This is a genomic window from Pseudomonas sp. USHLN015, from assembly GCF_037153275.1.
GTDB lineage: Bacteria > Pseudomonadota > Gammaproteobacteria > Pseudomonadales > Pseudomonadaceae > Metapseudomonas > Metapseudomonas tohonis.
Genome location: NZ_JBBCKP010000008.1, coordinates 273,999 through 286,116, shown reverse-complemented (window position 1 = coordinate 286,116; position 12,118 = coordinate 273,999). Strand labels below are relative to the sequence as shown.

Genomic DNA, 12,118 nt, shown 5'->3' with positions numbered 1-12,118 from the left:
TCGGGGGCAACGGCTCAGTTGCTGTCCTGGCAGGCCGTGGCGTGCTTCAGGTAGGCGAGACGGTGTTCGCGGCCCTGGGAATCCAGGTAGTCCATGCGGGCTTCGACGACCTGGCAGAGCACGGTCGGCGCCTCGTGCAGCGCCAGGACCTTCTGCACATCCAGCTGCATGCCGTAGTGGTACTGCTCGACGGGCAGGGTCTCCGCCGCCTGCAGGCCGGAGCCCAGCAGCGGCAGGACCAGCGACAGGGCGAAGGCGGCGGTACGGGCGAGTGATTTCATGTCGATCTCCTGGTGATGGAAGCCGGCCGGGTTGCCGGGCCTCCATTGCAAGGCCAGGGGGTATCGCCACTGTGTCGGAAGCGCCGCCGATTTGCCGCGCCAGGTAACAAACGCGCCGTGTATACACTGCAATACAAAGGGCAGCGGGCAAGCGGGCGCGACGTCGATACACTAGCGCCGACACCCTCCGAGGAACGCTCCATGGACCACATCGACCACATCCTGATCGTCGACGACGACCGGGAAATCCGCGAGCTGGTCGGCAACTACCTGAAGAAGAACGGCCTGCGCGTGAGCCTGGCGGCCGATGGCCGGCAGATGCGCGGCTTTCTCGACGGCAACACGGTCGACCTGATCGTGCTCGACATCATGATGCCCGGCGAAGACGGCCTGAAGCTCTGCCGCGAGCTGCGCGTGGGCAGGCACAGGTCCACCCCGGTGCTGATGCTCACCGCCCGCAGCGAGGAGACCGACCGCATCGTCGGCCTGGAGATGGGCGCCGACGACTACCTGACCAAGCCCTTCTCCGCCCGCGAGCTGCTGGCCCGGATCAACTCTGTGCTGCGCCGCACCCGCATGCTGCCGCCGAACCTGCAGATCAGCGAAAGCAGCCGCCTGATCGGCTTCGGCCAGTGGCGCCTGGACACCAGTGCACGCCACCTGCTCGACGCCGAAGGCACCATGGTCGCCCTGAGCGGCGCCGAGTACCGCCTGCTGCGGGTCTTCCTCGACCACCCGCAGCGCGTGCTCAGCCGCGAGCAATTGCTGAACCTGACCCAGGGCCGCGAGGCCGACGTGTTCGACCGGTCCATCGACCTGCTGGTCAGCCGCCTGCGCCAACGCCTGCTGGACGACGCCCGCGAGCCGGCCTGCATCAAGACCGTACGCAGCGAGGGCTACGTCTTCTCCCTGCCCGTGCAACTGATCGAGCCCCTGTCGTGAGCACCCTCCTCCACTGGCCACGGACGCTGGCCGCGCGGCTGATGCTGATCTTCCTCAGCGGCCTGGTGCTCGCCTACGGCATGTCCTTCAGCTCGCAGTTCTACGAGCGCTACCAGACCGGCCGCAGCATGATGCTCAACAACCTGGAAATGGACGTGAGCACCGTCGTCGCCCTGATCGACCGCCTCCCCGCCCAGGAGCGCGCGGCCTGGCTGCCGCTGCTGGAGCGGCCGAACTACCGCTACCGCCTGGACCCGGGCCTGCCGGGCACGCCCATGGACATGAGCGCGGCGCCCATGGCCGCCACCTCCATCGAGCGCGCCCTGGGCAAGGACTACGCCCTGAGCTTCGCCACCCTCGAAGGGCCCGCGCCGCACTTCCAGGTGCACATGCGACTGCGCGACGGCCACCCGCTGACCCTGGACGTGACTCCCGCGCCCATTCCCATGGCCGGCTGGCTGCCGTTGATGCTCACCCTGCAACTGGCAGTTCTGCTGCTGTGCACCTGGCTCGCCGTGCGCATGGCCATCCGCCCCCTCACCCGCCTGGCCAGTGCCGTCGACCAGCTCGACCCGGACACGCCCGCCACGCCGCTGGCCGAGACCGGCCCGCGCGAGGTCGCCCATGCCGCCCGCGCCTTCAACGCCCTGCAAGGCCGCATCGCCGCCTACCTCAAGGAGCGCATGCAGCTGCTGGCGTCGATCTCCCACGACCTGCAGACGCCGATCACCCGCATGAAGCTGCGTGTGGAGCAGATGGACAGCACCCCCGAAATCGAACGCCTGTGGAGCGACCTCGACGAAATGCAGCACCTGGTGCGCGAGGGCGTCGCCTACGCGCGCAGCCTGGACGGCGGCCGCGAAGCCGTCTGCCGCGTGGCGCTGGACGCCTTCCTCGACAGCCTGGTGCTCGACTACCAGGACAGCGGCCAGGCGGTGAGCCTCGAAGGCCGCACCGGTGCGCTGCTGGAGACGCGGCCGCACGCGCTGCGACGGGTGCTGAGCAACCTCATCGACAACGCCCTCAAGTTCGGTGGCAATGCCGAGTTGCGGGTGCTGGAGGATGGACCCGGCCGCGTGCGCCTGCAGGTGCTGGACGAAGGCCCGGGGATCGACGAGGCGGAGCTGGAACAGGTCTTCAAGCCCTTCTACCGCGTGGAGGGCTCGCGCAACCGCGACACCGGCGGCACCGGCCTGGGCCTGGCCATCGCCCAGCAGCTGAGCCAGGCCCTGGGCGCCCGTCTCACCCTGTGCAACCGCGAAGGCGGCGGCCTCTGCGCGCAACTGGAGCTGGATGTAACAGGCTGAGCCACGGATACACCGGGATACACAGCGCCGCCGGGCGGACACACGCGGGACAAGACCGGCGGCGAGCATGGCCTCACCGCGCGGGCACCCCGTCCAGCGCCCCGATCCGAGGCACTCCCCATGACGTCACTGGCACCCACCCCCTTGAAACAGGCCTGCAACCGCCTCGCCCGACTGGGCGACTGGGGCGCGGACATCCCCCTGCGCCTGTTCCTGGCCTGGGAATTCTTCGAATCGGGCCTGGAGAAATGGAACGGCGACAACTGGTTCGAGCCGATCAACGCCGCCTTCCCGTTCCCCTTCGACCTGCTCCCTGCAGGGCTCAACTGGCAGCTCTCCATGTGGGCCGAACTGATCGCCCCGCTGCTCCTGCTGCTCGGCCTCGGCACCCGCTTCGCCGCATTCGTGCTGATGATCATCACCGTCGTCGCCATCGCCGCCGTGCACTGGCCGGCGCACTGGTCGAGCCTCGCCGAGCTCGCCCTGGGCTACTCCATCAGCGACAAGGGCTACGGCAACTACAAGCTGCCGCTGATCTACCTGGTCGCCGCCCTCCCCCTGCTCCTCAACGGCGCCGGCCGCCTCAGCCTCGACGCCCTGCTACGCCGCAAGGCCTGATCCGCGCCCAGCAAAAAGCCCGCACATCCAGCGATGCGCGGGCTTTTCGATGCCCAGCCTGGTCCCGTTGAAAGGATGGGTAGAGCTGGCCTTTGCGTAGGGTGAATGACGGTTTTTTCATCCACCAGCGGTGCCCGGCATTACTTCGCTTGGTGGACCGGTAAAGCGTGGTCCACCCTACGCCGCGCAGGCCTCCGCGCTTGCCCGGGTCCCGGGGCCTCGCACACCCGTAGGATGGGTAGAGCGCAGCGAAACCCATGCTGAGCAGCCGCACGGAGCTACGCCTTGCGTAGGGTGGATGACGCTTTTTTCATCCACCAGCGGTGCCCGGCATTACTTCGCTTGGTGGACCGGTAAAGCGTGGTCCACCCTACGCCGCGCAGGCCTCCGCGCTTGCCCAGGCACCGGGGCTTCACACGCCCGTAGGATGGGTAGAGCACAGCGAAACCCATGCTGTGCATCCACACGGAGCTGGCCTTTGCGTGGGCGTTCCGCACGTCCTCTCAAACAGCAGCGGCCAACGCAGACGTGGCCGTTCTATTTAGCGTTACGTAACGCGCCACATATTCGTTACGTAACGCCTATCAATCCCCAGGAGGTATGGCTTCGCGAGCAGAGCTCGCTCCTACAGCCGAGCACCTGCTTATAGCCGCGTCCCGATTACCACGCCTTGCTCCCGCAGGCTCTCCAGCAATGCCAGGCCCGGCGGCAGGATGGCCTCCACCTCCACGCCAATGGCTTCGGCCAGCATCTGCACGTGCTGCAAACCGCTGCATTCGCGTGCCTGCAGGGACGCCAGCAAGGCATGGGCCAGCGGGGCCAAACGCGAGAAATGCACCTGCTGATCCGCACCGCGCCGGGCCAGCAGCAGTGTCGGTTGCTCCGGCATCCGTTGCGGCAGGAACCCCGGGGCGATCTCGCTCACCGGCCAGGCATAGGCCAACGGCCAGGCCAGCGCCGAGAGCAGTGGCACGCCGTCGAGCAGGTCGCCTGCCGGGTCGTGCCCGGGCTCCTGCAGGTCGCTCAGCAGCAGTGCGCTTTCCACCCACTCGTAGTGGGCCAGCTCCGCCAGCCATGGCAGGTCCGGGTCATCACCGCCACCGCCTTCGAGAAAGGCCACGAACTCCCCGGCCAGCTCGGTGAACAGCGGCGTACGGCAGTGATGCTCGGCGTAGAAGATGCGCACCAGCGCCTGCCACCGCGCGTCACCCAGGCAGGCACGGAGCACCGGGAAGCCCCCCGCCAGCAGCCCCTCGACATTGCCGAAGAACAGCTGCCGGTAGACCGCCAGGCGCCGCGCCTCGATGCCTGGCGGCGGCGCGTAGCGCTGCGGGTCACGTACATGTCGGGCCAGGCTCAGCAACTGGGCGTGCAGCTCATCAGCCATGGCGCACCTCCGGCCAGCCGGTGGCGGCGTGCTGCCGCGCGCGGATCTGCTCCACCTCCTCCAGCAACTCCACCAGGGGCGGGAAGTTGAAGTCGCGCTCCAGCAAGGTCGGCAGCGGGCCGAAGCGCCGGTAGGCCAGTTCCAGCAGGTGCCAGACATGGCCCTTCACCGTCGCGCCGTGGGTATCGATCTTCAGGTCCGGCGCCTCGTCGTAGTGGCCGGCCACATGCAGGCTGGCCACCCGTCCGGCCGGGATCGCCGCCAGGTAGGCCGCCGCGTCGTAGCCGTGGTTGATGGCGTTGACATGGAGGTTGTTGACATCCAGCAGCAGGTCGCAATCGGCCTCCTCCAGCACCGAGCGGAGGAAGTCGATCTCGCTCAGTGCCTGGTAGGGCGCGGCGTAGTAGGAAATGTTCTCCACGGCGATGCGCCGGCCGAGCACGTCCTGCGCCTGGCGGATGCGCGCGGCCACGTGGTGCACCGCCTCCTCGGTGAACGGCAGCGGCAGCAGGTCGTAGAGCTGGGCCTGGTCGGAGCAGTAGCTCAGGTGCTCGCTGAAGCAGGCCACGTGGTGGCGGTCGAGGAAGCGCCGGGTCTGCCGCAGCAGCTCCAGATCCAGCGGTGCCGGGCCGCCCAGGGACAACGACAGGCCGTGGCAGCTCAGCGGGAAGCGCTCGGCCAGTTGCGCCAGGCCATCGCCGAAGCGACCACCGACGCCGATCCAGTTGTCCGGCGCGCATTCGAGGAAGTCCAGGGCGCCGGCGTCCATCGCCAGCAGCTCGGGCATCAGGGCGCGGCGCAGGCCGAGGCCGGCGCCGTGCAGGGAGGCTGTGTTCATGAGGGGCTCCAGAAAGCGCGAACCCTCCCGGCCAGGGGCGCAGGAGGGTTACTTGGGGGGCGTGGGCGGCGACTCAGTCCTTCGCCTGGCTCATGTGGGTGAACAGTTCCGTGGGCACTTTCTTGCCGTTGGAGAGGTACTGGTTGCTGCGGAACCTGTACACCTCCGCCTCGGACAGGTAGCCATCGCCATTGGTGTCGATCGCCTTGAACTCCTCGCCGCCCTTCGGCGCCACCGCCAGCAGCTCGGCGAGGGAGACGCGGCCGTCGTGGTCGGTGTCGGTGCGGGCGAACGAGGCGTCGCCGCACTTGCCTTCACCGCATTTGCCCTCCCCGCACTTGCCTTCGTCCTGGGTCGCCTTGGCGCTGGCACCGCTGGAGCCGCATTTGCCTTCGCCACACTTGCCTTCGGCGGCCTTGTCGGCGGCGGCCAGCTGGTAGCCCTGGGGCAATGCCTCGACGGCGAAGGCGGCGGACGAGGCGATGTTGAGGCCGCCGGCCAGGGCCACGGCGAGCAGGCCGATACGGGATGTGTTCGCGAGCGGGGTGTGGGACATGGTGCTTCTCCGGATACAGGGCGCGGGCGGTGCCGCGCGGATCGTGCCACTGGGGGCGTTGGAACCCTCGAACCGCAGGCCGTTGCTGCATCGGTTCGGGGTTGGGGCTATTTCGCCCTGGCCCTGTATCCGTGGCGTATCCGTGAAAGGGAGCATTTGTAAGCCAGTCCCGGGACCGGCGCGGCGAGATACACAGCGATACACAATGAGCTAGCCGGCGATCGCCTCGCGCAGGCGCTGGAAGGCCGCTGTGGCGTAACCCTCGCGCCAGACCAGCAGCGTATCCACCGGCATCACCGCCAGCGCGGTGACCGCCGGGCTCTCCCGGTACAGCGAGAGCACCGAGCGCGGCACGATGCCGGCGCTGTCCCCGGCGCTGACGCAGGCGAGGATGGCGTGGTAGGACCCCACCTCGCGCACCTGCACTGGTGTGCCTTCGGTGCGCTGCCCGGCCAGCCAGCGCTCGGCGAGCATGCGGTAGGTACAACCCCGGGCGAAGCAGGCCAGCGTGCCGACGCGGATATCCCCGGGCGAGGCCGCTGGCGGGTGGTCCGGCGGCAGCACCATCACCAGTTCCTCATTGAAGGCCGGCATGGCGCAGAGACCGCGCTCCAGCGCCTGGCCGTCGAGGTCCTCGCGGCGCAGCGCATCGGGGTGCGCCACCAGGGCACAGTCGATGCGGCTCGACAGCACCCCCTCGATCAGGGCCTGGCTGGTGCCGGTCGAAACCTCCAGGGCGACCCCCGGGTGAGCACGGTGATAACGCGCCAGGATCGGAGGCAGCCTGCTGGCCGCCGTGCTTTCCATGCTCCCCAGGCGCAGCGTCCCGCCCGCCACGTCGGGGTGCATGGACTGCCGCGCCTCCGCCGCCAGTGCCAGCAGGCGTTCGGCATAGGCGAGGAATTCGCGGCCCTTGTCGGTGAGCGTCATGCGCTTGCCGTCGCGCAGGAACAGGTGCACGCCCAGTTCGTCTTCCAGTTGTTTGATGCGCGTGGTGACGTTCGACTGCACCCGCTGCAGGTGCTGGGCCGCACGGGTCACGCTCTGCTCGTCGGCGACGGCGCGAAAGATCTCGAGGCTGGTCAGGTCCACTTTCAATCTCTTACAGAGAACAAGTTGATCTGAATATTCTCATTATGAGATTTTACGTCAAGCCAACCCTTGACCCAGAGGCCTGCCGACACATGCTGATCACCGAACTCCTGGGGATCGACATCCCCCTCATCCAAGCGCCCATGGTGGGTGTCTCCACGCCGAAGCTCGCCGCTGCCGTGTCCAACGCCGGTGCGCTGGGCTCCATCGGCATCGGCGCCAGCACGCCCGAGCAGGCCCGGGCGATGATCCGCGATACCCGCGCACTGACCGCCAAGCCGTTCAACGTCAACCTCTTCTGCCACGCGCCCGCCCAGCCCGACCCCGCGCGTGAACGGGCCTGGCTGGAGCACCTGCGCCCGCTGTTCGCCGAATTCGACGCCGAACCGCCGGCCGCGCTGCGCGAGATCTACCGCAGCTTCCTCGACGACCCGGCCATGCTCCAGGTGCTGCTGGAAGAGGCCACGGCCGTGGTCAGCTTCCACTTCGGCCTGCCGCCGCAGGAGTGGATCGACGCGTTGCGCGGCCGGGGCATCCGCCTGCTCGCCACCGCCACCAACCTGGCCGAGGCGCGGCTGATCGAAGCGGCCGGGATCGACGCCATCGTCGCCCAGGGCGTCGAAGCGGGCGGCCATCGCGGCGTGTTCGAGCCCGAGCAGGATGCGCTGATCGGCACCTTCGCCCTCACCCGCACCCTGGCCAGCCGGACCCGCCTGCCGGTCATCGCCGCCGGCGGCATCATGGACGGCGCCGGCATCCGCGCGGCGCTGCAACTAGGCGCTAGCGGCGCGCAGCTCGGCACCGCCTTCATCCTCTGCCCGGAATCTGCCGCCAACGCCGCCTACCGCGCAGCCATGCAAAGCCCACGAGTCGAGCGCACCGCCCTCACCGCGGCCATCTCCGGCCGCTCCGCACGGGGGCTGCCGAACCGGCTGTTCAGCGATGTCGGCCACCCCCAGGCCTCCGCCCTGCCCGACTACCCCATCACCTACGACGCCGCCAAGGCCCTGCACGCGGCCGCCTCGGCCAAGGGCTGCGACGACTACGCCGTGCAGTGGGCCGGCCAGGGCGCACCGCTGGCCCGGGCATTGCCCGCCGCCGAACTGGTGGCCACCCTCGCCGACGAACTTGCGTGACGCAGGGGCGTGCCTTGGAATGGGGCTCGTAGAGGCAGCGCTGTGCCGTAGGTTGGCGCCGAGCACAGCGAGGCCCAACGGAGCGTGTCTCGGCTGCGCTGCGTTGGGCTTCGTACCTCAACCCAACCTACCCCCGTGGCAGGACGTAGCCCGGACACACACGAACGTAAAGACAAAAAGGGAGGCTCGAAGCCTCCCTTTCTCATCACCTCCTGGTCACCAGGTCCCGCTGCTCATGCCGCCGTCCACCGCCAGCACCACGCCCGTGGTGAAGCCGGCACCGGCCAGGTACAGCACTGCCGCTGCGATCTCCTGCACCGTGCCGATCCGCCCCGACGGCGCCAGGCCGTTGAGGAACTCGCGGTTGGCCGGGTCGTGCATCGGCGTCTCGATGATGCCGGGCGCCACCGCGTTGACCTGGATGTTGTGCGGCGACAGCTCAAGCGCCAGCGCGCGGGTCATCTGGTTGATGCCGCCCTTGATCAGCACCGGCAGCGCGGCGGGCACCCGGATGTTGGGCTGCAGGGCCACGGCGGCGGAGATGTTGATGATGCGTCCGCCACCCTGCGCGGCCATGTGCGCGGCGGCCACCTGGCTGCTGTAGACCACGCCCTTGAGGTTGGTGTCCAGCAGCGTTTCCAGGTCTTGCGCGGTGTAGTCGATAAAGGGCTTGGGCAGGAAGACGCCGGCGTTGTTGACCAGCACCTCGACGCTGCCGAACGCCTCCAGCGCCGCAGCGAACACCCTGGAGGCGGTGCCCGGGTCGGCGACGTCCCCGGCCACGCCGATGAACCCGGCCGGGTCGCCCAGGCTCGCGGCGGCTTCACGCAGGCGCTCGGCGGTGCGCGCGGTGCCGACCACGTTGTAGCCCTGGTCGATGAAGGCGCGGGCCAGGCCCAGGCCGATGCCGCTGGATGCGCCGGTGATGACGACGGTCTGCTTGCTCATGTTCGGTTCCTCTTGGATGGCTCGTGTCGTGGCCGCGGTCGGGCCGCGTTGCCGTTGCAGCGCACTGTATTTGTGAGCATCGAGCCGAAAAATCCGCCATGGATCACTTCAGTTGATACGCCGGGTAATCAATCGACCGGCGATACGGGCGGCGGATGAGCGTGGGCGACCGGATTTTGGCCGGAGTCGCCGTGGCGGGGAGCGCCCGCGTTGGCCATGCTGAGCACGCCCATGACAACGACAAGAGGTGGCCCCGATGTTCGAGTTCTTCCATGTCCATCCCAGCGTCAACCGCGCCCTGGAGACCCGCCACTTCCAGGCCGTGCCCGCCACCGGCGCGCTGGGGGCCGACGTCAGAGGTGTCGACCTGAAGCGGCTCGACGGCGAGGGCTTCGCCGAACTGCGCCAGGCGTTGCTGCACCACAAGGTGCTGTTCATCCGGGACCAGCAACTGGAGATCGAGGACCTGGAACGGGTGACCCTGGCCTTCGGCGAGTTCGGCCGCGAGCCCTATGTGAAGGGCATGGCCGACCACCCGAACGTGGTCCATGTGGTCAAGGAAGCCGACGAGAAGAGCCCCGTGGTGTTCGGCGGAGCCTGGCACACCGACTGGTCCTTCCAGGCCAGGCCGCCGGCCTTCACCCTCCTCTACGGCAAGGACATCCCGCCCTTCGGCGGCGACACCTTCTTCGCCAACCTGGCGCTGGCCCACGACTGGCTGTCCCCGCCCCTGCGGGCATTCCTCCAGGGGCTCGACGCCATCCACAGCCCCGAGCGCGCCTATGGCGTCGGTGCGGCGCACAACAGGATGCTGGAAAACATGGACATCCGCTTCGGCGAAGCCACGGACGACGAGGTGCGCAGCCACCCGCTGATCACCCGCCACCCGGAAACCGGGCAGCAGGTGCTCTTCGTCAACCCGGCCTACACCAGCGGCATCGAAGGGCTGCGCCCCACGGAGGCGACCGCGCTGCTGACCCACCTGTTCGGCGTCGCGGCCCAGCCGACCTTCACCTGCCGCATGCGCTGGAGCCCCGGCACGCTGGCGATCTGGGACAACCGCAGCACCTGGCACCTGCCGATTTCCGACTACCACGGCATGCGCCGCGAGATGTACCGCACCACCGTGGTCGGCGAGGCCCCCACCCGCTAGCCCCGCAGGGGGCTGCGCCGGCAGCCCCCGCACGCATCAGTCGCTGTAGTAGCCGGTCACCACCAGGTAGTGGCCGACCTTGCGCAGCAGCGCGTGCTTGTACTCCACCTTGCCGGTCACCGGGTTCTTCCAGCGGTACTCGTAGTCGCCCTGGTCGGCCTTGGCCATCAACTCGAGGATCGGCGCACCCACCGGCTTGCCCTCGGGGTCGTCGATGGTGGCGAAGTCAACGCCCACCAGGCGCAGGTTGTAGCCGTGGGCGACGTAGCGGCGGTCCTGCAGGTCGACGACGAAGAGATACAGGTCGTCCTCGCGGAATGCCGGCGACAGCGCGTTGATCGCCTTGATGCTGCCGGCCGCATCGGCCTGCATCGCCTTCACTGCGCGCGCCATGAACTGATGCGCCTGCTCGGGCGTGGCCCGGGGCAGGTAATGGCCGACGGCGATGATGCGCTCGCCGACCCGGCGGAAATACACCTCCTTGCGCTCCACCCGGCCGTCGCGCCAGTTCTTCCAGCGGTATTCGGCGGTCTGCACGCCCTGATGCTCGGTGGTGGCCAGCACCTTCTGGAAGGCCTCGCGCAACTCGGGCTCCAGCACCTGCGACACGTCCCGGCCGATCAGCACGGCCGAAGGACCGCCGCTGGCCAGCATCACGCCGTGGGTATCCACCACGAACACGTAGCGATCGTCCTCGATGAACTCGCCCTGCCGGCTGAACGCCGCCAGCGCCGCGTCGCCCTGCTTCTGGTAGTAGTCGACCGCGCGGTCCAGCAAGGCGCGCGCCTTCTCGGCGTCCGCCGCCGGGTCTGCCGACGCCAGCCCGGTGAACGACAGGCAGAGGGCCAGGGCAATGGTTCGGAACATGGATGCAACTCCTCGCGCCAGGGGCGACGACAGCGGCCGGTTGGCCTACAGGGAAGAAATCCTTCCACATTTTCGTACAGGCTCTGGATAACGCCAGGCGCTCGCCATGGATTCGGGGCGATCTCCTGCGAACGAGAGTGGATTCGGGCGTCTTTGCATGAGCTGGCAGTGAAATTGCCGATGGTCGACGCAGTGATTTGTACGATGGCGTGCGAGGCGATTTGTCTCTACCCTGACACACTTTCAGGAAGAATCACCCGCTGCTGTGCGCAGGCAGTCGATTTCCGAAGCCGTGTCGCCAGGTCGACGTGCCGTCGATGGCGCCTGGCTTCCCCGAGAACAAGACAATAAACGGATGTCCGAAGAAAACCGTTCCGAATGCATCATCGTCGCCGACGATCACCCCGTATTCCGCGATGGCCTGCGGCGTATCGTCCAGCGCGTGCTCCCCACCGCCCGGGTGGAGGAAGCCGGCAGCATGGACGAGGTACTGGCCCTGGCCCGTGAGGGAGAAACGCCGAGCATGTTCATCCTCGACCTGCTCTTCCCCGGGCAATCCGTCGAGGCCATCGGCGCGCTGCGCCAGGCCTTCAAGCGCAGCTCCATCGTCATCGTCTCCATGGTCGACAGCCAGAAGGCCGTGGACGAGGTGATGGCCGCCGGTGCCGACGGCTTCATCGGCAAGGCCACGGCACCGGACGAAGTCGGTGAGGCGCTGCTGGCCATCCGCGACGGTGACTTCGTGGTGCGTTTCGGCGAAACCGGGCTGCTCGCCCACGATGCCGAACTGACCCAGCTCACGCCCCGCCAGCAGGACGTGCTGCGGCTGATCGTCGGCGGCCTGTCGAACAAGGAAATCGCCCGCGAGCTGGACATCTCCCCCTTCACCGTGCGCATCCACGTCTCCTCGCTGCTCCGCGCCCTGGGCGTCAACACCCGCGCCGCTGCAGCGGCCAAGGCCGCCAAGGCGGGCATCTGATTTCGTAGGTTGGC

At 68.3% G+C, this 12,118-nt stretch carries 13 protein-coding genes; 6 read left to right on the top strand and 7 right to left on the bottom strand.

Annotation, left to right across the window (positions count from 1 at the left end; genetic code table 11):
- Positions 1-14 precede the first annotated feature (14 nt).
- The gene (locus tag WFQ67_RS18045; protein ID WP_337057760.1) at positions 15-281 is read right to left on the bottom strand and encodes a DUF2790 domain-containing protein; all 267 of its coding nucleotides are present in this window, start codon (positions 279-281) and stop codon (positions 15-17) included.
- 201 nt (positions 282-482) lie between these two features.
- Here WFQ67_RS18045 and WFQ67_RS18040 point away from each other — a divergent pair, with 201 nt between their 5' ends.
- From WFQ67_RS18040 to WFQ67_RS18030, 3 genes are all read left to right on the top strand, one after another.
- Positions 483-1,223 carry a response regulator gene (locus WFQ67_RS18040; protein WP_213624727.1) on the top strand — a complete coding sequence of 247 codons (741 nt, stop codon included), beginning with the start codon at positions 483-485 and terminating at the stop codon, positions 1,221-1,223.
- A gap of 41 nt (positions 1,224-1,264) precedes the next feature.
- Entirely contained in the window at positions 1,265-2,530 is a 1,266-nt protein-coding gene (locus WFQ67_RS18035) for a sensor histidine kinase (RefSeq protein WP_337057825.1), read from the top strand.
- Positions 2,531-2,650: 120 nt separating this feature from the next.
- Positions 2,651-3,148, top strand: coding sequence for an HvfX family Cu-binding RiPP maturation protein (locus tag WFQ67_RS18030; RefSeq protein ID WP_337057759.1), 498 nt, complete (start codon positions 2,651-2,653; stop codon positions 3,146-3,148).
- Between the two features lie 643 nt (positions 3,149-3,791).
- On the opposite strand, the gene WFQ67_RS18025 is transcribed toward WFQ67_RS18030, so the two are convergent.
- The 4 genes from WFQ67_RS18025 to WFQ67_RS18010 all read right to left on the bottom strand — a co-directional run bounded on the left by WFQ67_RS18025 (position 3,792) and on the right by WFQ67_RS18010 (position 7,021).
- A complete protein-coding gene (locus tag WFQ67_RS18025) occupies positions 3,792-4,535 on the bottom strand; it encodes an HvfC family RiPP maturation protein (protein ID WP_337057757.1) in 744 nt (247 codons plus the stop codon).
- The gene (locus WFQ67_RS18020; protein WP_337057756.1) at positions 4,528-5,373 is read right to left on the bottom strand and encodes an HvfB family MNIO-type RiPP peptide maturase; all 846 of its coding nucleotides are present in this window, start codon (positions 5,371-5,373) and stop codon (positions 4,528-4,530) included. Before WFQ67_RS18020 ends, WFQ67_RS18025 begins: the two co-directional genes overlap by 8 nt.
- A gap of 73 nt (positions 5,374-5,446) precedes the next feature.
- The gene (locus WFQ67_RS18015) at positions 5,447-5,929 is read right to left on the bottom strand and encodes an HvfA family oxazolone/thioamide-modified RiPP metallophore (RefSeq protein ID WP_337057755.1); all 483 of its coding nucleotides are present in this window, start codon (positions 5,927-5,929) and stop codon (positions 5,447-5,449) included.
- Positions 5,930-6,139: 210 nt separating this feature from the next.
- Positions 6,140-7,021 (bottom strand): LysR substrate-binding domain-containing protein, encoded by an 882-nt coding sequence (locus WFQ67_RS18010; RefSeq protein WP_213624717.1) that lies wholly within the window; start codon positions 7,019-7,021, stop codon positions 6,140-6,142.
- Positions 7,022-7,113: 92 nt separating this feature from the next.
- Here WFQ67_RS18010 and WFQ67_RS18005 point away from each other — a divergent pair, with 92 nt between their 5' ends.
- On the top strand, positions 7,114-8,157 hold the full coding sequence (locus tag WFQ67_RS18005) for an NAD(P)H-dependent flavin oxidoreductase (protein ID WP_337057754.1): 1,044 nt from the start codon (positions 7,114-7,116) through the stop codon (positions 8,155-8,157).
- Positions 8,158-8,373: 216 nt separating this feature from the next.
- On the opposite strand, the gene WFQ67_RS18000 is transcribed toward WFQ67_RS18005, so the two are convergent.
- On the bottom strand, positions 8,374-9,105 hold the full coding sequence (locus WFQ67_RS18000; RefSeq protein WP_337057753.1) for an SDR family NAD(P)-dependent oxidoreductase: 732 nt from the start codon (positions 9,103-9,105) through the stop codon (positions 8,374-8,376).
- Positions 9,106-9,361: 256 nt separating this feature from the next.
- Between WFQ67_RS18000 and WFQ67_RS17995 the strand changes: the two genes are divergently transcribed.
- Positions 9,362-10,258, top strand: a complete 897-nt coding sequence (locus WFQ67_RS17995; protein ID WP_213624711.1) for a TauD/TfdA dioxygenase family protein — start codon at positions 9,362-9,364, stop codon at positions 10,256-10,258.
- Between the two features lie 36 nt (positions 10,259-10,294).
- Here the strand turns inward: WFQ67_RS17995 and WFQ67_RS17990 are convergent, their stop codons facing one another.
- On the bottom strand, positions 10,295-11,125 hold the full coding sequence (locus WFQ67_RS17990; RefSeq protein WP_213624709.1) for a cache domain-containing protein: 831 nt from the start codon (positions 11,123-11,125) through the stop codon (positions 10,295-10,297).
- 355 nt (positions 11,126-11,480) lie between these two features.
- On the opposite strand from WFQ67_RS17990, the gene WFQ67_RS17985 reads away from it, so the two are divergent.
- Positions 11,481-12,104, top strand: coding sequence for a LuxR C-terminal-related transcriptional regulator (locus WFQ67_RS17985; RefSeq protein WP_213624707.1), 624 nt, complete (start codon positions 11,481-11,483; stop codon positions 12,102-12,104).
- Positions 12,105-12,118 lie beyond the last annotated feature (14 nt).